The sequence below is a fragment of the Empedobacter sp. UBA7620 genome (genome assembly GCF_002484185.1).
Taxonomy (GTDB): domain Bacteria; phylum Bacteroidota; class Bacteroidia; order Flavobacteriales; family Weeksellaceae; genus Empedobacter; species Empedobacter falsenii_C.
The window spans coordinates 409-25,353 of record NZ_DLJI01000013.1; the positions used below are offsets into that span (position 1 = coordinate 409).

General features: G+C 29.6%; 20 protein-coding genes. 15 read left to right on the forward strand and 5 right to left on the reverse strand.

Annotated features, from left to right (window positions below):
* From B2217_RS02175 to B2217_RS02185, 3 genes are all read right to left on the reverse strand, one after another.
* A partial coding sequence (locus B2217_RS02175; RefSeq protein ID WP_291122046.1) for a hypothetical protein occupies positions 1–1,718 on the reverse strand: 1,718 nt, incomplete at its 3' end.
* Between the two features lie 1,707 nt (positions 1,719–3,425).
* Positions 3,426–4,820, reverse strand: a complete 1,395-nt coding sequence (locus B2217_RS02180; RefSeq protein ID WP_291122047.1) for a RagB/SusD family nutrient uptake outer membrane protein — start codon at positions 4,818–4,820, stop codon at positions 3,426–3,428.
* A gap of 16 nt (positions 4,821–4,836) precedes the next feature.
* Positions 4,837–7,836 (reverse strand): SusC/RagA family TonB-linked outer membrane protein, encoded by a 3,000-nt coding sequence (locus B2217_RS02185; protein WP_244958037.1) that lies wholly within the window; start codon positions 7,834–7,836, stop codon positions 4,837–4,839.
* 1,549 nt (positions 7,837–9,385) lie between these two features.
* On the opposite strand from B2217_RS02185, the gene B2217_RS02190 reads away from it, so the two are divergent.
* The 15 genes from B2217_RS02190 to B2217_RS02260 all read left to right on the forward strand — a co-directional run bounded on the left by B2217_RS02190 (position 9,386) and on the right by B2217_RS02260 (position 24,296).
* Complete coding sequence (locus B2217_RS02190; protein ID WP_180906489.1) at positions 9,386–9,730, forward strand: helix-turn-helix domain-containing protein; 345 nt, start codon at positions 9,386–9,388, stop codon at positions 9,728–9,730.
* A gap of 31 nt (positions 9,731–9,761) precedes the next feature.
* Positions 9,762–9,959, forward strand: coding sequence for a hypothetical protein (locus tag B2217_RS02195; RefSeq protein ID WP_180906488.1), 198 nt, complete (start codon positions 9,762–9,764; stop codon positions 9,957–9,959).
* 246 nt (positions 9,960–10,205) lie between these two features.
* Positions 10,206–10,616, forward strand: a complete 411-nt coding sequence (locus B2217_RS02200) for a TIR domain-containing protein (protein ID WP_180906487.1) — start codon at positions 10,206–10,208, stop codon at positions 10,614–10,616.
* 3 nt (positions 10,617–10,619) lie between these two features.
* Positions 10,620–11,588 (forward strand): caspase family protein, encoded by a 969-nt coding sequence (locus B2217_RS02205; RefSeq protein WP_180906486.1) that lies wholly within the window; start codon positions 10,620–10,622, stop codon positions 11,586–11,588.
* Between the two features lie 6 nt (positions 11,589–11,594).
* Complete coding sequence (locus B2217_RS02210; RefSeq protein WP_180906485.1) at positions 11,595–12,554, forward strand: DNA/RNA non-specific endonuclease; 960 nt, start codon at positions 11,595–11,597, stop codon at positions 12,552–12,554.
* Positions 12,555–12,560: 6 nt separating this feature from the next.
* A complete protein-coding gene (locus B2217_RS02215; protein ID WP_180906484.1) occupies positions 12,561–13,064 on the forward strand; it encodes a hypothetical protein in 504 nt (167 codons plus the stop codon).
* Positions 13,064–13,645 (forward strand): toll/interleukin-1 receptor domain-containing protein, encoded by a 582-nt coding sequence (locus B2217_RS02220; protein WP_180906483.1) that lies wholly within the window; start codon positions 13,064–13,066, stop codon positions 13,643–13,645. Before B2217_RS02215 ends, B2217_RS02220 begins: the two co-directional genes overlap by 1 nt.
* Before the next feature lie 265 nt (positions 13,646–13,910).
* Positions 13,911–14,774, forward strand: coding sequence for a hypothetical protein (locus tag B2217_RS02225; protein WP_180906482.1), 864 nt, complete (start codon positions 13,911–13,913; stop codon positions 14,772–14,774).
* Positions 14,775–15,018: 244 nt separating this feature from the next.
* On the forward strand, positions 15,019–16,047 hold the full coding sequence (locus B2217_RS02230) for a DUF4062 domain-containing protein (protein ID WP_180906481.1): 1,029 nt from the start codon (positions 15,019–15,021) through the stop codon (positions 16,045–16,047).
* 238 nt (positions 16,048–16,285) lie between these two features.
* On the forward strand, positions 16,286–16,975 hold the full coding sequence (locus B2217_RS02235; protein ID WP_180906480.1) for a hypothetical protein: 690 nt from the start codon (positions 16,286–16,288) through the stop codon (positions 16,973–16,975).
* Between the two features lie 286 nt (positions 16,976–17,261).
* A complete protein-coding gene (locus tag B2217_RS02240) occupies positions 17,262–18,158 on the forward strand; it encodes a group I intron-associated PD-(D/E)XK endonuclease (protein WP_180906479.1) in 897 nt (298 codons plus the stop codon).
* Positions 18,159–18,191: 33 nt separating this feature from the next.
* Entirely contained in the window at positions 18,192–18,995 is an 804-nt protein-coding gene (locus tag B2217_RS02245) for a hypothetical protein (protein WP_180906478.1), read from the forward strand.
* A 1-nt stretch (position 18,996) separates the two neighbouring features.
* Positions 18,997–21,606, forward strand: a complete 2,610-nt coding sequence (locus B2217_RS02250; RefSeq protein ID WP_180906477.1) for a DEAD/DEAH box helicase — start codon at positions 18,997–18,999, stop codon at positions 21,604–21,606.
* A 150-nt stretch (positions 21,607–21,756) separates the two neighbouring features.
* Positions 21,757–22,983 carry a DNA cytosine methyltransferase gene (locus B2217_RS02255; RefSeq protein ID WP_180906476.1) on the forward strand — a complete coding sequence of 409 codons (1,227 nt, stop codon included), beginning with the start codon at positions 21,757–21,759 and terminating at the stop codon, positions 22,981–22,983.
* 2 nt (positions 22,984–22,985) lie between these two features.
* Entirely contained in the window at positions 22,986–24,296 is a 1,311-nt protein-coding gene (locus tag B2217_RS02260; RefSeq protein ID WP_180906475.1) for a restriction endonuclease PLD domain-containing protein, read from the forward strand.
* Between the two features lie 96 nt (positions 24,297–24,392).
* Here B2217_RS02260 and B2217_RS02265 read toward each other — a convergent pair whose 3' ends face one another.
* Together B2217_RS02265 and B2217_RS02270 are read right to left on the reverse strand one after the other, a co-directional pair.
* Positions 24,393–24,590: a winged helix-turn-helix transcriptional regulator gene (locus tag B2217_RS02265; RefSeq protein WP_180906474.1), complete on the reverse strand. Its 198-nt coding sequence runs from the start codon at positions 24,588–24,590 to the stop codon at positions 24,393–24,395.
* 122 nt (positions 24,591–24,712) lie between these two features.
* A complete protein-coding gene (locus B2217_RS02270) occupies positions 24,713–24,916 on the reverse strand; it encodes a YwbE family protein (protein ID WP_180906473.1) in 204 nt (67 codons plus the stop codon).
* Positions 24,917–24,945: the final 29 nt, after the last annotated feature.

A 24,945-nucleotide genomic window follows, 5' to 3' on the forward strand; every position in this document is an offset into this window, starting at 1 on the left:
TACCTATTGATTGTTGGTGAATGATTATAAGTCGTCGTTTGATAAATCAATTGACGAGAAGCAGGAAACAATTGTGGTTTATTAAAATTCAACTCTCCACTAACCAATTTCTTAAACGTTTTGTTTTGCAACATTACAAATCCCTTTTTCAGCTCATCTGTAGTGGTCTCAATAAGTAATGGGCGATCTTCAGCAAAAGTAAATGTATCACGAAAAGTATAGGCCGTAATTTTTTTTTCGACAAGCTGATTATTTGCTTTACTCAACCGATAATGTATCCCTTTGGATTGACCTTTTGTAAGGTTAAGAGAAGTTTTAGCTCCTACCAACCATATATCATATTGATTTTGCAACAACATCTCTGTTTCATCATCCGACCAAATAGGAATGGCTATTGGAGCTTCGTTATGAATAGAATAGTCATATTGATCATAAAAATCGCCTTCCAAAGACTCTGTTAAACAACGGGTAGTTTCGTGTACAACATCATACAGGTACCAATGATGTTCTTTAAAATAAGCAACTGCCAAACCATTTGGAGAAAAAACAGCATATTGATGATAATTTCCCATATAAACTCGTTTTACAACCAATTTCTTTTCTCCAGTTTGCACATTGCGCACATACAAATCGACATAAGTATCTTGGAGATATTGGGGTTCATACTGCATAGCATCATAAACAAGTGCATAAGGTTGATTAAGCCTGTAATAAGCAGAAGGGGTGTCTTTATCTCCAATTGCGGTCAACTGCTGATCCAAAGGAGTCCAATTCGTTAAAAATCTACCATTGATTATTTCACTAGTAGATTTCATACGTGGTGTAATCCATTTATCTGTTGTATTCCATATTTCAACATCTGATTTTTGATCGATTATTTTCTTATTTCTATGAAAAAAAACACTCTTACCATCAGAAGATATCAAAAGATCTGATGCCCCAATACTTGTCTCATCTAATTGCTTTTTAACCTCCTCATTGGTTAACTTCGACAACTGTCCTGTTTCGGTTAAATGATACAAAATGATCTCTCCTTCTCTCTTTTCATTCCATACCAACGCAACTCCATTTGCACTCCAATCCAGTAATGACAATTTATAAGTTGTTTTGTCGCCCCAATAATGGATCTTTTTATCCCATAAATTGTACACCCCAATTGCAGAACTCTTCTGTTTTGTATGTACCAAACCAATTTTATCCCCTTTGGGATTCCATAAAAAGTCAGACACATCTTCAATTCGTGTAATTATTGCCTTTTTCAAATCGTATAAAATAAGATCTGAACCTCCATCCGGTTTTTTTTCAAGATAGGATACATAAGTCGAATGACAATCAAAACTAAATTGATAAGAAACTAAATACTGAAATGTTTTCACATCCAAATTTGATAAATCAATTAACTTCAATTCATTAGCATCTGTCTTATATGCCAACCATTTACCATCATTCGAAAATTCGGTGGTAAGTGCATCCTCCAATTGCAATTTTGTTTTTCGTTTACTATGAATTAAATAGGTTTTCACCCCTTTCCGATAGCTATCTTGTACAATCAACCAGTCCCCGTTATTACTTGTTTTTAGTACATTTGTCGAATGACTCCATTGTTCATTCAAACTAGCCGAATAAGGTTTCTTACTAGGTTCTTGTCCTATTGTTTTATACATCGGGAGTAAATACCCTAACATAAAGAGTAGTATTAATTTTATTATTCTATCCATTTTTGTTTTTTTTTAAGTTTTAAGTAATACGCTCAACGTTTTACGTTTTTATTCTTAATTAATAATCTAATTCACTTTTAACAACAAGCTTTGTCATTCTGAGCTCGTCTCAGAATCGCATCTCGTTGTCATTCTGAGCTTTTAAAGAATTTTATTGTCACTTTTTTTCGTCAAAAAAACTAACGAAAAAAGACTTGGCTGTAAACCTCTCTACTAAAAATGTTCTCACTCCGCTAAAGATTTTACAAACCCTACGGGCTAAAATCTTTTTAACGCTGCACTCAAACATTTTCTTAACGTGAGAGTTTTAATACCATTTTTCTAATCCAATTTCAATATTGAAACTCCTTTTCATTTAGAATCTAAATCGTCGGATTTTTAATTCCTTTTTCAATATTCAAATTCGTTGTCATTTTTAAAACGGATTTTGTCATTCTGAGCTTGTCGAAGAATCTTTCTATCACTTTTTTTAAGAGCAAAAAAGTAATCAAAAAACTCTTGTCTTTGATTTTCGACGGTCAAAATTAGTTTCAGTCATTCAATGTTTTAAATCATTTGCTACGCAAACAGTAAAACATTTTAACCATGACTTTCAGCTTTTTGACACTCGCCTCCAAATCATATGACATTTTCACATCCTTTTTCAATATTCAAATTCGTTGTCATTTTTAAAAACGGATTTTGTCATTCTGAGCTTGTCGAAGAATTGTCTCGACTAAAGCTTGTTAGTACTAGATTTTGTATATAAATATTATTAAAAACCCTAACCCTCCCAACTAAAAAGGGCTAGGTAAACTGTAATCGTTTAGTTTTAATAAAGGAAAACCTCTATTGATGTGTGAGTATTTAAAGTAAAATGGATCGCTATCTTGTTTTTATGAATGCTTGTTTATAGGCTATCATAGTACTTAATGTTCTTTCACATCATCAATTAGATTAACTATCTATACATATGAATTTTAAATGAAATACCCCCTTTACTTGCGTTTTAAAAATTGCTTACCTAACCTAAACCTATGAAAAGAATTTACTTCATTATTTGTACTTTCAAGGGGATATTTTTATTATTCTACTATTAACTTTTTCTATTCATGTTCTAATTCAAATTAGTTGTTATTCTGGATTCGTTTTCGAATCTCATCTCGTTGTCATTCTGAGCTTGTCGAAGAATATTTCTGTCACTTTTTTTTATTCATTAATTTTTAATTTTAATTATCAGTATTCATATGCCCTTCGGGGAACGGTCAAAAAAACTAACGAAAAAAGACTTGTCTTTGATTTTCGACGGTCAAAATTAGTTTCAGTCATTCAATTGACTTCTTTCATTTTTATTCATGTTTTTGTTAATTCTACTTTAAATGAATTCATATGCCCTACGGGGAAGTCTTGACACAAAAACGAAACAAAAAAGTCAAGGCTGTAAAACTCTCTACTAAAAATGTTCTCACTCCGCTAAAGATTTTAAAAACCTTGCAGGCTAAAATCTTTTTAACGCTCCATACAACCATTTTCTTAACGTGAGAGTTTTAATGCCGGTTTTTATTAAGTTCTATGTTTTACACTTAACGTTTTACGTTTTTATTATTAATATTCTAATTGACTTTTAACAACAAGCTTTGTCATTCTGGGCATGTCAAAGAATCCCATTTTTAACCTCTAATACATACTATATTTTACAACTCTAAAATCTGGAATCTAAAATCTCCCCTAATACCCTTCATTCTGAGGTAAAAGATTAGGATTCATCAGCAGTTCATCCTCAGGTAGAGGAAATAAAACATCCGTAGATTTCCATCCCATTTTTATAGGTTTCAAGACTGTTTCTGCTAAATGCAAACGTTTTAAATCAAACCAACGATGGCCTTGTTCAGAAAACAACTCTAATCGTCTTTCTTTTAGAATGGCTGCACTTAGATCAGTTAGTGTATTTGATGTAAAAGGAGTTAATCCTGCTCGTTGACGAATCACATTGAGATCTTCTTTTGCTCCAACGATATTTCCTTGATTTAATCGTGCCTCGGCGCGAATCAAATACTGTTCTGCTAATCGAAAAAGAATGGAATATTCTGTCGAGGTTGTTCCTACTTTATATTGTTTGTATTTATAAGGACAATACCAACTATTTCCATTTGTTGTCACTTTTTTGATCCAATTTTGCTTTCGTTCATCATTTGGTTCAAAATCATTAACCAAACGCTGACTTAACGCCATAGTTACTGGTGGACCTGTTTCAAAAACAAAAACAATAGCTTCGTACGTTCGATCACCCGATTTTTTCGTTTTCAATTGTAGTATCGTCTCTTTACTATCCTTTAAAAAAGTTTTGGAAGCATCATTTTCCATCACATAAACAGCATTCGACGCAATGATACTTGTCGCTTGTTCCTCTGCTTCCTTCCATTTTTCTTGGTACAAAGCCACTCGTGCACGTAATGCTGTTGCTGTAAAATAGTTTGCTCGAATTCGTTCAGATGTTGGATAATCTTTGGGTAACAATTCTTGTGCATGCATCAAATCATCTTTAACTAATTGATACACCTGCTCATGTTTTTGTTTAGAAACAAGTTGATTTTCGGCGTAATTACTAGTGGTCACATAAGGTATATCCCCATAATAATTGGTTAAATAAAAATGTACCAATGCACGTACAAATAAAGCCTCTCCTTCCAATTGATTTTTCGTAGAAACAGGTAATTTTTTTGAACCTTTTAATCGATCTAACGCCAACTTACACATATAGATCAATTGGTAACTTGTCGTCCAAAACGTTTTATTGATGGTACTTGTAGCCAATACGCGATGTTCCATATAATCATTGATAGGACTAATTGAAGAACCGTAATAATCAAATTCATCCGCATAAAATCCCATTGTGACATTCGATCCATATAAATTTTCTGTCAACATCGAATCGTCACGTAACTTCGCATACAACTGATTGATGGCAGCCGTTGCAGTTTCTGAACTCTCAAACACCATTTCGGCAGGAATCTCTCCTTTTGGAGAATCTATTTCAATTAAATTCTCACAACTAGTCAAGATCAAACTGATATACCCCACAATAAAAAGTAGTGCTATTTTATTATTTTTACTATTTCTCATTATTCTATTTTTGAAGTTAAAATGTTAATCGCGCACCGATAGATATACGTTTAGGCGTTGGTAAAAAAGTACGTTCCGTCTCTGGATCAATTCCTTTTATTTTGGATAAAGTCCATAAATTTTGACCTTGTAGATAAAGCAAACAATTGATATTCTCTTTTGATTTTATAGGAAAGCGATAAGAAATAGACATCGATTTTAATCGGATATAAGACGCATCTTCTATAACTGCAGTACTTGTAGAATATTTATCATAAGCTGACAAAGCTTCAGCATTTTTCCCAGTTGTAAAGCGTTGAAATCGTTTGTTTTCATCGCCTGGTTTTTGCCAACGATCTAACACTCCATTTGGCATATTCGTCATAGCGCCTGCAAAACCATAATTATAAAACTCATTATAGCCTTTTTTCTTAACAAATTGAAACAGTACATCGAGCGACCATTGTTTGTATTGGAAATTATTTTGCCAATTCCCTATCAAACGAGGAGTTAAATCAACAAGCACTTGTCGATCATCTGCTGTCAGTTTTCCATCTTGGTTAAAATCTTTGTACTGAAAAATTCCCGTCGTAGGATCTACCCCTTCATATTGGTATACTTTTTTGATGTTTAATGATTCGCCTAACACATACTGATTCACATACGGTGTTTTATCCAATTCATCAAAAGAACGTAAGGTATTACGTGGTAGTGAAAGAAGAAAAGACGAATTCCATTTTACATTCACATTTCGTACGATATCCCCATTCAAAGAAAGCTCAAGCCCTTTATTTTCTACTGTAGCATCCAAATTTGCCTGAATACTTGTAAACCCTGTTGTCGATGGCAAACGGTAACTCATCAGTTGATTCGACGAACGATTGTGGTAATAAGCCAATTCTGCATTCAATCGATGATTGAAAAAAGAAAGTTCAAGGGCTAATTCAAACTTTTTATTTTTCTCCCATCCAAAATTAGGATTCAATAGTCGTGTTGGGGATAATACAACGTTATTATCATATCCACCTTGACTAATTGTATAAGTATCGATATACTGGTAATCCCCTATTTGATCATTTCCTGTTACCCCATAACTTGTTCTGATTTTCCCAAAACTTAACCACGGCTGATCACTTAAGAAATTCTCTTTCGAGAAAATCCAGGCTGCACCTACTGCCCCGAAATTCGCAAAACGGTTGTTTGGACCAAAACGACTCGAACCATCTCGTCTTCCTGTTAAATTAAAAAAATAACGATCCTTCAATTGATAATTCAAGCGTCCGTAGATGGCAGCATATTTGTATTGGGCATCCGATTCGCTTAAGTAATAAACAGAACTTGCAGCCATAATATTAGGCATCAGATAATCATCTGCAAAACCAGATGCCAATAATGAAAGTTGATTTCTATTTTGTTCGGATAATGTCCCTCCAATCGTTCCATTTAATTTTCCACCAATAAACGGATACGTAAAATCTAACTGAGGTTCTACAATCCAACCATTTTGTTGATTATCACTCTTCAATACATAAGAAGATGAACTATCTCCTCCTGAAGCAGGATTTCTCATCGTATGTGGATTGGCTTGAAATTCATCAAAATCTGTTTGTTGATACCCCATACTGGTTTTAAAAGCTACCCCATTTAATACTTGATAACTAACCATAGCATTTGCATTCAGATTCGTCGTTTTATTCCGATACGTACTTCTCAAAGTCGCCAATGGGTTAGACCATGTATTATTCTCCCAATTCAATTCACCAGTTGCCGTATACAATGCAGGTGCATTAGGAGCCAATGTATAAGAAATACGAGTAAGATCTGCTGTGGGCAAAAAATTACGATCATAATTATATTGAGTCGATAAGTTCAACTTGAAACGTTGATTTGGGGATTGATGCTGTAAGGTTGAATAGATACCTAATTTCGAGTAATTAAAATTTCCATCATACACCGCACGTTCTTTCATCATGGTGGTTCCTACACTATAACTTGTGTGATCACTTCCACCACTTACCATTAAACTAAAGCGATTGTTACTTCTTGTTTTTCCAAGTAATTCTTTCTGCCAATCTGTATACCGCGATTGATTCCAACTCCCATTCAAATCATACGCATTGACAGGATATGTTGTAAGTCCATCATTGGCAAAAGCTTCTTTTCTCATTTCAAGATACTCTTCTGTGGACAATAATTGAAGAGACTTTGCTTGTGTGATCATCGTTGTAGAGGCATCAACAGAAAAAGATGTTTTGCCTGACTTTCCTTTTTTTGTGGTAATCAAAATCACCCCATTCGCTCCACGCGAACCATAAATAGCCGTTGCATCCGCATCTTTCAACACCTCAATAGATTCAATGGATTTTGGATCAAGCGTATTCAATGGATTTGCTTTTCCTCCAGGTAATATCGTCCCACCAAGCGCAAACGAACCTAAACTTGTGGTACAAAAAGGCACTCCATCTATCACATACAAAGGATCATTCCCCGCATTAATACTATTCTGTCCTCTAATCTTCACCTCATAGCCTGCTCCCGCATTCCCAGAAGAAGGAGTTATACTTAAGCCTGCTACTCTACCCTGTAAGGCATCCAACACCGTATTCACTGGTTGTTTGTCAATATCCTTTGCCGTAACACGTGCAATAGATCCCGTTCGTTCTTTATCTTTTACAGCATAGTAGCCCGCATTTATTACCACATCTTTTAATTGAATCTCGTTGTCGTCTTTTGTGAAACTTATATTGATCACGCTTCTATTCAACACCTCTTCTTCACGAATAGGAAAATCCAATTGCTCAAAAATTAGTTTAGCATCATCATTTTGTAAGGTCAACGAATAGTATCCATTTGAATCGGTAAAGGTGGTATTATTGGTTCCCTCCTCCTTTATCATTACGCCCACTAATGGGACTTGAAGTTCTTTTACCGTTCCAGTCACGGTTTTTCCTGTTTGTGCCAACAATGGTGTTGTACAAAGCAGACTCAACATAACGGCAAAAGCCTTGCTGTTGATTTTGAAGTAAAATTTTTTCATAATTTTACATAAGTTTTTAATTCAACATTAGTTTTAAAAGCCACTCCTTTTCCAGTACATCGCGGCAACTTTGTTTTTGGGAAGGGAGTTTTTTATACGTTTTACGTAATACGTTTAACGTGATACGGTTTACATATTTAGTTTTAAGCTGTATGCTTAACGTTTGACGTTTTTTTATTAATAGTCTAATTCACATATAACAACAAGCTTTGTCATTCTGAGCTCGTCGAAGAATCTATTTCTGTCACTTTTTACTTGACTAAAAAGTAACTATACTTCGACATGCTCAGCACAAGCAAGTCAAGGCTGTAAAACTCTCTACTAAAAATGTTCTCACTCCACTAAATATTTTAAAAACCTTGCAGGCTAAAATCTTTTTAACGCTCCATACAACCATTTTCTTAACGTGAGAGTTTTAATGCCGGTTTATATTAAGTTCTACGTTGTACGCTTAACGTTTTACGTCTTTTTTTTAATACTCAAATTCTTTATAAATTTCAAAAACAGGTTGTGTCATTCTGAGCTTGTCGAAGAATCTTATTTTCACTTATTCTTCTAACTTTTACCTTAATGCAAAAGTTACAAAACATCAAGTCTTTGATTTTCGACGGTCAAAATTAGTTTCAGTCATTCAATGTTTTAAATCATTTGCTACGCAAACAGTAAAACATTTTAATCATGACTTTCAACTTTTTGACACTCATCTCCAAATCATATGACATTTTCTACATCCTTTTTCAATATTCAAATTCGTTATCATTTTTAAAAACGGATTTTGTCATTCTGAGCTCGTATCAGAATCCCATTTCGTTGTCATTCTGAGCTTGTCGAAGAATCTTATCCTTGATCTTAATCTCAAATACATTTTACATACTTCTTATTACATAATACAATCCTCTCAATACTAAAATCTCATGTCACACATCTAAATAATAGGTAGTAGAACCCCAATAAATTTGGAAAATGATATTAAACGTTTTACATTTAGTGTGCGAATAAAAAAGATAAAACGATTGCCGTCAAAGTCTCCTTACCGAGGCTCTGATAGAGAGTGTGTAAAGAAAGGTTACCCTTTGCTTTACGTTCCGTTAAATGTCTAGAAAAACGGAGTTTGTTCTTTAAAAAGAATGGTTAAACTAACAGACTTTGTCTGGCGGTTTTTTACGGATGAATGGAAATTGTTTCGTTCTCATTTTGTGTTGGGTTTTATGGAACGATGCTTCTAAAGTAAGAAAATATGCTTGTCAAATAGACAAGGAGCGGCCTCACACTTTAGATCCATGGGCGACCAAACCCGTCTTTAAAATCCGAGAATTATAAAGTTACCATCTAAAGCTAACGTGAGAACCGCTCACATGCCTTATACAAAAGTAATACTTTTTTAGACATAGAGCGATTTCACGGTGTTCTCGATGGTAAAATTGGTCGTTTTGGAATCGAGTCACATCGTTTAATTAAGACTATTAAAAGTCTAATTATCAAATCGCTAATACAAATATAACATTATTTTTTAATACACCAACATATTGGTGTGAATATTTTAATTAAAATGATAAAATATTTTGAATTTGAAACTACTCAATTTGATTTTGAGTTAATACAACACATTAAAAGATTAAGAATTAAAGAAAATTTTTCACAAGAAGTACTTAGTCTTAAAATGGGTTTGGCAAAAAGTTTCATTGGTAATGTTGAAAATTATCGTGAAAAACACAAATATTCAACTCGTCATATCACACTTTTAGCAAAAGCATTTGGATATAAAAGTATTGGAGAATTACTAAATTTTTCAACTCCAAAGTACGACAGAATCAAAGTAACCATACAACAAACTTATAATGAATCAGGCACTAAAGTTTTGAAAAGTGAGGTGATGAAAATTGAAGCTATATAGAAGTTAAGCTTATCATTTATTTTATTACAAGATGAGAAACCCAGAAAGAATTACACCAATCATTAAAAAGATTGAGAAATTATGGTTGGAAAATCCTGATTTTAGATTTGGTCAATTGATTATGGCGATTACAAATACTAATGAACATAATCCTATACTTTTTAATATGGAAGAATTAGAATTACTTAAAAAGTTAGAAAAATTTGAAAAAATAAAAGATACTAAGTAATTAAAAACTTTTTGTTTAAAATTAAATATCTAGATTAGTAAGATTAACCAGTAGGCATGGTTAAAGTTAGTAATAGTACTCTGGAGTTAATTAATAAGATTTGATTAACTCCAGAGTTTTATATTTTATACAATAATGTATAAAATATAGTTTTGTTTGTATATTTGAGTTTAATTTTATGGTATACATATATAAGTATTTCTTTAGAATTATTTAGAATAAATAAATTAATTAACTATAATAAGTATGGCAAATCCTAGAGCATTTATCAGTTTTGATTTTGACAACAACGAAGGACAAAAAAAATATTTTATTGGACAATCAATAAATTCAAGAACACCATTCAAAATTGAAGATTGGTCTTCAAAATCCCATTTACCACAAAATGAATGGGAAGCATTAATTAAATCAAAAATCAACAAATGCAATATTTTGATTGTACTTGTTGGTAAAAGTATGTCTACAGCAGGTGGAGTAAAGAAAGAAATTACATTCGCAAAAGAACAAAATGTTCCTGTATTTGGGATTTATGTAGATGGTGCAAATCAAAATTCTACATTACCAGAAGGTTTACAAAGAAATAGAACTATCTCTTGGAACTGGGATGCCATTGCTAATGCAATAGAGCAATGTATGAAAGAAGGAAAAAATAAATAATAGATGAAAAAAAAAGCATTAGTAATTGGTATTAATGAATATTCTTCTCATCCTTTAAAAGGAGCTGTAAATGATGCAAAGATCATTTCTGAACTTTTGAAAGTTAACGGAAATGATGAAACAAATTTTGAAGTAAAAACTATATTTGACGTTCAATCAAAATCCGAATTATTAACTGCTATTTCTGATTTTTATGAAGTTAAGGCAGACATGGATATTCTTTATTTCGCGGGTCATGGTTATGTAAATGAATTAGGTGGTTTTATAGTAACACCAGATCATAAACGTTATGATGAAGGAATTTCAATGGATCATATTCTAAGTTTGGCAAATGTCTCAGAAACTCGAAATAAAGTTATAATACTTGATTGTTGTAAATCTGGAAGCTTTGCTGTTCCTAATAAAAGTGGTTCTATTACACCTATAAGTTCAGGTATATCTATCTTGACATCATCTAGAGAAGATGAGCCTTCAAAGGAGATTAATGGTCACGGTGTTTTTACAAATTTATTAATCGAAGGCCTTAAGGGAGGTGCAGCTGATATTAGGGGGCATATATCTCCAGGAGGGCTTTATGCATATATTGACCAAGCTTTGGGAGCACATGAACAAAGACCAGTTTTTAAAACAAATGTTACTGAGTTTGTAAAATTAAGGAGTGTAATTCCTCAAATCCCATTAAGTGTTATAAGAACACTTACAGAATATTTTCATTCAACATCTGATAACTTTCAGTTAGATCCATCATTTGAGTTTACAAATTCAAATGATGTCTCGCATGAAGTAAAAGAACCTTATGCGAAAGCTGAAAATATAAAAATTTTTAAAAATCTACAAAAACTAGAAAGTGTTGGCTTAATAATTCCTGAAGGTGAGGAACATATGTATTTCGCTGCCATGAACTCAAAAAAATGTAAACTAACTTCATTAGGACATCATTATTGGAGATTAGTTAGAGAAGGTAAAATTTAAATATTTATGAGTGGATATGATAATAAATTTATAAATGATAATCAAGTATTAGAATTACCTGATTATAGTGAATATTATAGTGATCTTGCAATTAATAAAGAAAATGAGACACCAATTCTAGATTATATTTATTATAGTGTTATTCAGAGTAAAAGTAGAAGAGTTCCTATAATAAGTGCTAGTAATATTTACAGAACTGAATTCGAAAAAATTGAAAGGTCTGGTTCATTCAAAAAAGATAGTCGAATAAACGATCACGAACAACTAACAACAAAAGATTATAGTTTATTTAACACTATAAAATCAGCAACCATTGAAAAAGGACACATGACTAAGAGAGAAGATGTTCAATGGGATATGAATGGTAATAAAGAGGAAGCTAAGAATGCCGCTATTAGCACCTTCTATTATCCGAACGCAGTTCCTCAACATGATAATCTAAACAATGGGCTATGGAAACACTTAGAAAATGCTATTATCATTAAAGGACGAGTAACTGAACCTGCTAAAGTATCTGTTTTTACTGGTCCTGTTTTAGACACTTTAGACCCTGAATTTAAAGTAAGACTTCATGACAATACTATATTTAAAATTCCAATTTTATTTTGGAAAGTTATTTATTATTTAAAAGATGATGGTAATCTCTATAGAGCAGGCTTTTTAATGGGACAAATAAATCCATTGAGAAATGACGATTTAATTGATGAGATAGGTTTCCGAGATTTTGACATAGTTGAAAAGAAATCATCATTAAAACCATTTCTTGAATTTAAAGAAGATGAAAACTACCAAGTTTCAGTCACTTTAATTGAAGAATTAACAAAATTAAAATTTCAAGATGCAATCGATCGTCATGAGAATATTAAACCAACAATTTTAAAATTAGAAGAAGTGCAGATTAGAAGTTTTGAAGAGGAAAAATTTAATAACGAAACAAAATTTGAAGTAACAGGCTTATTAGTATAAACAAATATGAATAAAGATACCAATGTTTTTATATCACATCCAACACCTTACAATAAGTATCAAGAGAATTTTCTTTTACTAATAGAGCTTGAATTAAAAAAACACGGATTGAATCCAACCAACTTGGGTAAAAATAATTGGAATTTTAGAAGTCCATTAAAACCTATTAAAGAAATTATGGATACTTGTGTTGCAGCTATAGTTATTGGACTAGAAAGACATCACAGTTATATTGGATATGAAAAAGAATTTTCAAAAAATTCTAAAGAATTAATTCATAAATATACTTCCTCTCCTTGGATTCAAATTGAAGCAGGAATGGCTTACCAAGCTTGTTTACCCATTTTAATCTTAAGAGAAGACAAAGTCTATCCTGAAGGAATATTAGATGCGCAAATAAGTGATTCTTTCGTTTTCGAATTTGAATTAAAAAAAATGCAAAAAAAATTATCATCAGAAATTGTTGAAATTATTAATAGCTGGGTCAGACACTTTAAAAATATTAAGTAATGGAAATATACACAAGTGCATATCTTAAAAACCTTTCGAAAAGGAAAACTGTTCTTTTCAGTAATCAAATACTAAATGAAAGTAAAAAAAATCATACGAGTTTTGATATTTTTCTTTCTCACAGTTTTCTTGACAAAGAAGAAGTTGAAGGCCTTTATATTGAATTAACAAACGAAGGTTATTCTGTATATGTTGATTGGATTGTTGATTCTCATTTAGATAGATCAAATGTAACAAAAGAGGATGCAAAACTAATTCAACATCGATTGAAAATATCAAAGTCATTATTGCTTGCTATTTCAACTAATGCAGCGGTATCGAAATGGATGCCTTGGGAATTAGGTTATGTAGATGGAAACACAAGTAACTGCGCTATAATTCCTGTTTCAAAAAGTTCAAATGCACCAAGTTCATATGTAGGAACAGAATATCTATCTCTTTATCCTTTTATTAAAAAAGTCCAAACAATAGGTTTAGGGAAAAAACTATTTGTTATTGAAGATTCATTAAAGTATACAATTTTTGACGATTGGTTAAAAAATGGAGAAAGACCAAAAAAACAAACAATAAATATTTTCTAGTAATTTATTAATATAGCAAAATCCAACTAGTATCAGTTACTGTTGCACAAATCAAATTATAGGAACAAAGATATAATAGTATAAATAAAGACCTCTTTAAAAGCATTTTTAGAGAGGTTTTGTTTTTACGTAAAACCGTAATTTATTATGAGATGGTTGTTGTATGTTTGAGAAGATTTTTACGAAATGTAGATATGATCATATCTATAAATTTTTATATATTATATTTCGTGAAAAAATAATGTTAGGTATCATTTAAAAAAATATGAAAGCACAATTTGAGGAGAAAACATTTGAAAGTTATTTCAACAATGAACTTGATAGAAGATCTGAAATCTATTTTCCACCTGGACAAGTTTTGGAAGGAAGTTTAGGTTTTGATTCTTCAACATTATCAAAAAATAGACGACTTTGGAGATTACTTGGATACCCTTTTTGGTTTACCCCTCACTTTTTGGGAATAAGTCTTCGCAAAATTGCTGACGAGATGGAAAACTTGTTAGAATATGAAATAAGTAATATTCCCGAAATGAAGGCTAATATACTTTTTCAATATAAACGACCTGAACTAATTACTTCTCCTTTAGGTACAGAATGGAAATTTTGGAATCAAAAATATTTGAGGTATGATATATATATTGAACAACAAAATTTGTTAAATCATATACATCAGAAATTTAATTCTGATGTACTCGTAGTTTATGCTTCTCCTTGTACTAATGACATTAATGAACTTGTTAAAATTAGAAGAAATATTATTGAACATACAAATTTTGCTAAAGCCGTTGATTTAAATGGACATCATAGAAATACTTATATTAAATCAGGAACCTATTCAATAGCTTGCAGTGAACCTACAAAAATTGAAAACATAAATATTCTAGAAACTATTAATAATATAAAAGGAAATGAGGTGTCTTCAGAAAAACGGAGAGACAATAAGAATTTTTTAATTGAGTTTAGCGATAAAATAAAATCGATTGTTAGTGAAAATGAATATTTAGCAAATTCTTTTGCGGATTTAAATAAAGACATAGAAGAAATTAAAAACTACGAATTATTTTATAGCTTGTTAGTAATGAGTAATTTTCGTCAGATTACAGGTTGTCAATGGATTGTAAAAATTTAAACGAGTATCTAATATCGGTAATTGTTACAACCTTATAATTTTAGGTACAAAAACACAAAATAGTATAAATAGTAACCTCGCTAAGTGTTTTTAGGGAGGTTTTTTGTTTTACACAATAATGTATATAATATAGTTTTGTTTGTATATTTAGGGTTGATTTTACGAAATGCTGATATAGTTATCTTTTTAAAAAACTAAACTATTTCGTAAAAACTAATATTATGTGATATTATTCCCCTAAAATATGGATAAAAAATACCAAGTCTTTGTAAGTTCAACTTATATTGATTTACTTGAAGAAAGACAAGAAATTATGCAGGCTTTGTTAGAATTAGATTGTATTCCTGCTGGAATGGAGTTATTTCCTGCTTCAAATGATGATCAATGGAGCTTAATAAAAGGTGTTATCGATGATTGTGATTATTACATTGTTGTAATTGCTGGTAGATATGGTTCTTTAAGTGAAAGTGGTTTAAGCTACACAGAAATGGAATATAGATATGCTTTAGAAACAGGAAAACCTGTAATCGCATTTCTTCATAAAGATCCAGACGCATTACCCAAAAAAAACACTGAAAAAACAGAAGAAGGTCAAAACAAATTGAACGAATTTAGAGGCTTAGCCCAAAAGAAAATGTGTAAATATTGGAGTACTCCACAAGAATTGGGTTCTGTCGTTAGTAGAAGTTTAATTAGTTTACAAAAAAAATATCCTGGAATTGGTTGGATTAGAGGGAATGTTAAAACTAGTACTGAAGCAAATTTAGAAATTTTAAAATTAAAGAATCAAATTGAGGATTTAGAAAATAAATTAATTGAAAGTAGAACCAAAGCTCCAGAGGGAACTTCTGAATTATCACAAGGTAATGACAAATTTTCAATTGAACTTCTTATTAGATTTGGTAGTTCTCGCTATGATTCGAAATTTTATACTGAAACATTGGAAACAACTTGGAATCAAATTTTTTATTGGTTATCTCCAAGTATGATAGATGATGCCTCTACAAACACTCTAAAATTGACTATTAGTAAATATGCTTTTGTTGAATTAAAAAAACGATTTGTAAAAAAATCTGGGCTTCCTAGTGGTGGTAAATTCTATGATTATGAAATTAACGATGCAGATTTTCAAACAATCATAGTACAATTAAGAGCCTTAGGATTATTAAATAAAAGTTCTAAAACTCGCAGTATAAAAGATTCTGGCACATATTGGAGTCTTACAAATTATGGAGATGAAGTTATGACTAGATTGAGAGCGATCAAAAAATAACATCACATAACAAGTGTAACTGTTGCACAACAATAGTATAAATAATAACCTCTTTAAAAGCTATTTTAGGGAGGTTTTTTGTTTTTGAGGGAAACCGTTATTTATTGTTAAATGGTTTTTGTATGTTTGAAATAATATAACGAAATATAGATATAGCTGTTTTTTTTTACGAAACTGACTATATTTTACTTAGTAGAAAAATAATGTTAGTTGTAATTTTTAAAAGACAATCTTTAATATGACAGATGAAGAATATTTATCATTACATTCTAGGATAGAAATTTATGCTCAAATATTATTAGGAATTTTAAGATATACTCCTGTAAAAAATATTTATGAAGAAGAACAATATAGAAAGGAACTAACGAAAAAACTAAAATTCGAAAAAATAACTGATCCAGATTTATTAAGAGCTTGTATAGATTTAATCGAAGATTCTCAATATGCTATTGAAAACGTTTATAAAAATGGTTTATATAAAAAAGAAGAAGATTTAGGAGAAATGTACTTAAGACTTTATGGTGTTTTAAATGCTTCATATTTACAACTTGGTGCAATTTTAGATTTAAATAGGCTTTTTAATGTTTCAAATCAAAAGATAAAAAAAGAGAAATTTAAAAGTCTTAAACTAATTGAAATTAGAAATAAATTAGCTTCTCATACAACAAATTACAATATCCCAAATTCAAATGAAATTGATTTCTACAAGTTATCCCAATCAACTTTAAGTAAATGGGGTGGAAATATATTAATTGTTGGAAAAGATAATTCTGAAGAGGTTGATATCATTGAAATACTCAAAGAGTTTACAAAAGAAATAGAAATGAATTTAGAGGAAATTACTAAAAAAGAATTATTCTCACGTAAATTTAAGAAAGACCACTTTGAATGGTTAGAATTTAGATACAATTTTATTCATAATAACTAAGCTTTCGTTTTGCTAGCATAGCTAATGATGTATTGCAAAGTTATTGAACAAAAAAAACAATAAAATATAAAACCTCGCTAAATGTTTTTAAGCGAGGTTTTTGTTTTTACGTGAAACCGTAAATTATTGTGAGATGGTTGTTATATGTTTGGAATAATATTATGAAATGTAAATATAGTTTTCTTATAAAACTTGACTATATTTTACTTCGTAAAATAATATGTTAACAGAAATAAATACTCCACAATTGAAAAATAAATAAAACCAAAGAAACACAAAAATACTTATGACACCTGCAATACAAAATTTAATTAGAAATGAAATTCATTCCATAAATGGTTCCAATTATATAATTACACAACAACTTTTAGATGAATTTCATTCATTTGAAAACTTAAAAACATCCTTATCTCAATTTTTCATTGAACGATTACAAGATAATGAATTCGTTCAAACACTTCTTGAAGAATTTGAAGCTGAAAATTATATTAAAGCACGTATAGTTAATATCGCGAATACTCACTTAATAAGAAAAAGTGATCTTCAAAAATTTTACGATATTGAAGTATTAAAAAGTATTAAAACTGATATACAAAGAACAAGATATACTCAACATACATTGGTGTTTTTTGAAAATAATGTTCCTAATCCTTCAAAATTCAACTACTTGAGAACTGGAATTAAAAAGTTTTTAGATAAACAGTTTGATTTTATTTTCACAAGCGGGTTTTTGCATAATAGTACTAATATTAATAAAGGTATAATGACTGCTAACGCAGGTGATAGTGCTCAATTTTTATTTTTAAGCAGAGCTATCTTAGCAGGGTTCAATTGTTCCAATGTGGATGTAAGATCAAGCAGATATGATGCAGTAATCGATTATGATAACTTTATTTTACGTATACAGGTAAAAGGAATTTCTAGTGGAAATTCTATAAGTTTTAAAGATCGAGATCGTGGTGGTCAGGGAATTGATCATAGACATGAACGTAATAGAGGTCGTCGAATAACATCTACTGATTGCGACATTTATGTAGCTGTTGACAGGCAAGTTGGCACTTGTTATCTCATTCCTATGAACATCGTAGAAGGATTAGATAATTCGGTTGCAATATCGTTGCTTGAAGAATATAAAGAAAATTGGTCTGTAATTGGGTTGACAGTAAGTAATCTTAGAGATTAGTAATTTCTAAAAACTATTATAAGAATTTAGACAATGAGCAAAAAAATTTCAGATTATATTATTAGTAAATATGGTAACAACTGGGGTACAGAAACTTTGCATGTTTTAAGTTTAGAAAAATTAGATGATGACTTTTTCAATGTTTTAGATCAGGAAATTATAAAAATTTGCTATGGAAAAACGCCAAGAGATTTAAGTGCTGTAAAGAAAAAAGTGCTAAAATTAATAAATAAAGGAGGTAATTTTAAAAAAGGAATAGTATCTGAATTGTTAATGATACTTTATCTAACTACCAAAGGGTACAAACAGGAGTTTTTATTTATAAATTTAGAAGAGGAATCATTCAAGAAAGGGCTTGATGGACTTTATTCAAAAAACAACAAGCATTATGTATTTGAAAGTAAATCAGGAGATAGAATTACTAAAGAATCTAAAAAGCAATTTTTTAATGATAAGATAAAATTAGCTTTAAAAGGGCTTGAAAAATCTACTACAGGAAAAAATGAAAATGTTTGGAATAATGCATTATCTCATGTCCAATTAGCATCAGATAACGAATCTCTTATAAATAAAATAATTTCGTATGCAGATGATCTTGAAAATGAAAAAGTTGAAAGTTTTAAAAAAGAAAATTTCAATGTAATTCCTGCTGCAACATTGTTTTTTGATAATTGTTTAACTGATTGGAAAAATCTTGAAGTTAAAGATCTGGATACAATAGATACTGATTATCTATTATTATTGAAGAATGAATATAAATCATTAAATGTGATTTTATTTAGTAAGAAAAGTTTAAATGAAAGTGTGGAATTATTTAAAAAATATCTAAAAAAATAGCGTGAATAGCACTGAAAAAAGATTTTATACAGATTTATTAAAAAGGGGTAAACATTTCGAAAAAGTATTTAGTAAACTACTTTTAAAAAAGGAATTAAATAAAAAAGAAAAAATATACGTTTTAACTATAGCTATTGTACTTTTTGAAGAATTTAAAAAAGATAATAGAAAAACAAGCTTTGTTGATTTGTCTTATGCAATCATTCTAAAATATAGTATACAATACTTAGATTTCAGACCACTCTATGAATTTTCAATAAATTTCGGCTTTTATCCTATTGTAAATTTTATAATAGAAAATGATCCTTTATTTAATCAAGATTTTAGCATTATAGATTATTTTGGAATTGCAAATATTAAAACCAATTTTTCAAATAAAAAAGGGAAGTATATTGAGACATATGAACAAAATAAGAATATTACAAATATTTTAAATACCGATAATACAGAAAATGCATTTATTGCACCTACCTCTTTCGGTAAAAGTTCATTAATTATTGATTATATACAGCAGCAATTAAATTTATCTCAAAAAGCTATGAAAATAGCAGTTATAGTACCAACTAAATCATTATTACAACAAACTTATCAATTATTAAAAAATTCTATTAAAAATCAACATATTATTTCACATGATGAAATGTATAGAAATAACGATAAAGGGTTTATAGCAGTATTTACACAAGAGAGAGCACTGAGACTAATGAATAGACATGATATTGTATATGATATTTTAATCATTGATGAAGCTCATAATCTTTTTAATAAAGATAGTTTTTTTGGAACGAAGCCAGAAAGCATAAGAAGTATACTTTTAGCACGATTAATTAAACTAAATAAAAACAAGAACAAATATATAAAATTACTTTACTTATCACCACTTGTAAATGATACTAAGAACTTAGCCATTGATAATACCTCTAAAATCAAAGATAATCGAATAAAATTTAATATAAAAGAGCCAGAGCTTTACGATTATTTTGAAATAAACAAAACAACATCAATTTATAATAGGTTCTTAAATACTTTTCATGAAATAGATATAAAATATGAAAACTTTTATTCATTATTGAAAAACGAAGAAGGAAATAAAAATTTTATATTTGAGATATCACCTAGAAACGTTGAACTGGTTGCATCAAAATTAGAAGAGCAATTTGAGAAAATAAATGATTTAGAAATACAAAAAATTGCATCATTAATTAGAAATGAAATTCATAGTGATTATAAAATTGTAAAATCAATTGAAAAAGGAATCATTTATCTACATGCAAAAATCCCCGACTTTATTAAAGAATATCTGGAATATAACTTTAGAACTTTAAATAAATTTAGATATCTAGTTGCAAACAGCGTTGTGTTAGAAGGCATTAATATGCCTATTGATAGAATGTTTTTACTAAGTACTCATAATTTAAGTGAAAAAGAACTAGTTAATCTAATAGGAAGAGTAAATAGATTAGATTCTGTATTCAATAAACAAAGTGATTTAGAAAAACTTTGTCCTAAAATTTATTTTGTAGATACAGCCGTTTTTAAAAATAGAACTAGAAAAGATGAATCAAAAAGTAAACATATTACTAAGATTCAAAAATTAAGGACTTATACACCCTCTGATAAAATAGAAAATCCATTATTGGAAAATTTTAAATTAACAAATGTTCCTAAAAAAGATAGAGAAATAGCAACGGAGCGTATTGGAACTCTAAAAGTTCATGAAAAAATTTTGACCAAAAAAATTAATGATTATGAAACTGACGAATATATTTTACAAAAATTTCTTCAAAATGATATAATTAATATGTTTCATAATATTGATCAATTAGTTAAGGTATTTAAATCAAGACTTAAAAATGATGAATATATTAAAGAAACTAAACGAATACTTACAACACCAATCCAAAAATATGAATCAGAAAAAAATGGCTCATTGGAAAACAATAAAATTATCCAATTAATATATCTTTATTTTATAAAAGATTTTGTAGAAAACATAAATGATTTAGAATTTACAAGACTTAACAATGCCATAGCACGAAACTATTATAGAAATTATATATACAATGATTTACATAAACCTTTCAGTTCAAGGGTAAACAATGCAATTAATTATTATAAAGATTTAGTTAAGAGCAAAGTAAATGAAGATAGTTATTTATATGTAACTAGTTCATATGGAGAGTATAGTTATGATAAAGAATCTAAAACATTTTATAAAAATGACAAAGGAAAACCTGTATATATTAATCTTACTGAAATTATTAACAATCAAGAAAGATTAGTAAATATTGCAGTCGTAAAACAAAAAATGGAAGAGGATTTTATAAGTTTTAAACTAAACAAATTCATTTCATTATTATTTGATTTCAATATTATAAAACAGAAAGATTATGACTTGTCAACTTATGGAACAACTGATCAAAACGAAATAAATTTAGCAAAATTCGGTTTTACACCAAATATTATTCGACTTATTCGTGAAGGTGATCAGTTAGAGAATATTATTTTGAATGAATACGATAATATTCAGATCAAAAACAAAGATAATTTTAATCTTTTCTTAAATACATTAAATGAGTTAGACCGATTTCATATAGAAAAAATGCTATAAAAATTTTATTTCATACAAAACGACATACAATGTCTTTTCTTACTTTTATTTTTGTTGAAAATTATTACCTATTTAGGTAAACAACAATTAAAAAGATGCACATAATTTTTTTGTATCTTGCAGTCATTAATATAAGTAAGCGAAAAGAGAATGTTGATAAAAGAGAAAATAAGCATAGAGGAATTTGATAGTAAAAATTATCAGATAAAGCTTGTTGAACCTTTAGAAGAAGAAAAAGCTGTATTAACCCATTATCTTCATAATATACAAAACGGTGTTTCAAAGCATTACAAAAAAGAAGCAATAAAAATTTTTAAAAATTATGTAGAATATAAAAAAGAAAATAAAACTTCCGTAGCAGAAGAAGAAGCTCTACAACAACTTTTATTTGAAGTAGAAAATGTTCCATTTCCAACTCCGAAGAATTACACGTTCAAATTTATTGATCTTTTTGCAGGAATTGGAGGATTCAGAATCGCAATGCAAAATGTTGGTGGTAAATGTGTCTATACAAGCGAATGGAACAAAGACGCTCAAAAAACGTATCGTGAAAACTTTGGAGAAATACCGTTTGGAGATATAACAAAGGAAAATGTAAAAAATTATATCCCAAAACAATTTGATATTTTATGTGCTGGTTTTCCTTGTCAAGCTTTTTCAATTGCAGGACTCAGAAAAGGATTTTCTGATACAAGAGGAACACTCTTTTTTGACTTAGAACAAATTATTGAAAAACATCAACCCAAAGTTGTTTTTTTAGAAAATGTAAAGAATTTAGTTTCTCATGATAAAGGAAAAACATTTAAAGTAATCCTTGAAATTTTAGAAGAAAAATTAGGTTACAAAGTTTTTCATAAGGTTTTGAATACAATGACTCATGCAAATGTACCTCAAAATCGTGAAAGAATTTTTGTTATTGCTTTTGATCCTAAACAAGTACCTAATTATTCTAATTTTGAATTTCCTGAAGAAATAAAGTTAACAAAAACAATTCATGATATTTTAGATAAAGATAAAAAAGAAGATAAATACTATTATCCTGAAACTCATCAATATTATCCTGAACTTGTAAAAACAATGACAAGTAAAGATACTGTTTACCAATGGCGTAGAGTTTATGTAAGAGAAAACAAAAGTAATGTTTGTCCTACATTAACTGCAAACATGGGAGCTGGAGGACACAATGTTCCATTAATAAAAGATGATTTCGGAATTAGAAAACTGACTCCAAAAGAGTGCTTTGCTTTCCAAGGTTATCCAATGGATAAATATATCTTACCTCCTATTGCAAATAGTAAATTATATATGCAGGCAGGTAATTCTGTCACTACTCCTTTAATTGAAAGAATTAGTAAAGAAATTATTAAGGTTTTATAAGTATGAGTATTTGGGAGCAATATTCTAAAGAGCAAAGAAATGATTATATTCAATTTCTTCAAGTCTATGGTGCCTTATCCAACCTATTTCGTCAAAAACAAGGTGATTTAATCCCATATCTTGATTCTAAATTTCAAGAAACAGTATTTGCTAAAATTTTTAATGGTCAAAATGTAGATATCGGAAATACACCTCACGATGTATTATCCGTTTTTGGGAATGATAGAATTGGTATAGGCTTAAAAACATGGATGAGTAGCAAACCTTCTTTTCAAAAAGTAATGCAACTCAAACGTTATCAAGATGAAATAAAACAAAGTAGAGAATTAGGCTTAGAATCGCTAGCACTCAAAATTTCGGAAATAAAGAACGAAAGAATGAAAAGCGACTACGAGCGTTTAGGATTATCTGAAGATAAAAATATCTATCATTATATAACACGTGATGAAGGAAAATTCATTATCAATGAATGTGCTTATCCTCTAATTGATATAAACAGATTACAAAACTTTAATTTAACATCAACAGCATTTTCATGGTCTGATGGATGTAAAGATTATAAATTCACTTTTGGAGACTCTCAAATATGGCAAAAATTTGATTCTTCAAGAGAAGATACATTTTTATTAAACCAATTTGATGTTAAAATAATTGAAGATCCATTTGAGTTTCTACTTAAAGCATACTTAGATTTAATAGGTACAACTAAAGAAGAAATAGAACCAGATATTGTTGAAGCTTATCTTCCATTATACTCATATAAATCTAAAGAAGTAGAGGAAAAATCTGGTTTAAATGCATGGAATGGTTCTTCTAAAAATAAAGGAAGTGATACTCTACGTCCATTGAATGAGGTTTACATTCCTATTCCTCGAGAGTTTCATAAAAAATATCCAAGTTTTTTTATTGATAATATTTTTGAATTTGAATCATATAAAGAACAATATATGGGTAACAAAAATAATAAACCAGAAGTCCGCTTCCATTTAATATTACCAAACGGAAAAAAAATCCCTACATTAGTAACACAAAGTAATATGAAAGGATTACAATCTGGTAGTAATACAGAATATGATGAAAATGGGAAAAGATTTGGTCAAGCGGCGTTAGGTCAATGGTTACTTGTTGATGTATTAGGATTAAAAGAAAGACAACCAGTAACAAGAGATTGGTTGATAAAAAAAGGTACTGACTCTGTTAAAATCTGGAGAAAAAAGAATGACTATAAGATATTTTATATAGATTTTGCTCCTGTGGGTGCTTTTGAAGCTTTCATGAAAGACGAACCAATACCTCAAGATGAGGATAATTAGTATATATTAAGTTCTTTCGAATGTAAATAAAATATTCAGAAAACCTCGCTTATTAAGTTTAAAACGAGGTTTTATTTTAAGTAAAAACTGATTTTATTAAACTACATCTATAAATTCTCCTCTTTCTTCCACAATTTCATTTCCGCAATTAGTAATTGTGTCTAAAACATGAATAAAAGATTTACCAAAATTGGTTAAGTTATAAACTACTTTAATTGGTGATTTCTTCCCGTAAACTTTTCTCGAGACCAATCCATCTTTTTCAAGTTGCTTTAGCTGAACACTCAATATCATTTCCACACTTCAAAATCACTCTCAAGAGTAGAATTATCATTCTAAAATGGTATAGTTATGGTCTAAGTCTTCGATACAATGTTTTGTTACTAAGGTTAAGCAACATTTACATCAAACTCGTTCTAAAAATCGTCTTCAATAATTTCCTGTACACGTCCAATTTGTCCATCCATCAAACGAACTTTTATACTATGATGATGAAAAGACGCAGAAGTCAATAAATCTTTCACGATACCCTCCGTCAATTCGCCAGTTCGTTGATCCTTTTTCAATACAATATTAACCAGCATACCAGGTTTTATATTTGCTCTTGTTTTACCATCCATATTACAAATATCTTAAAATAAATGGAAAA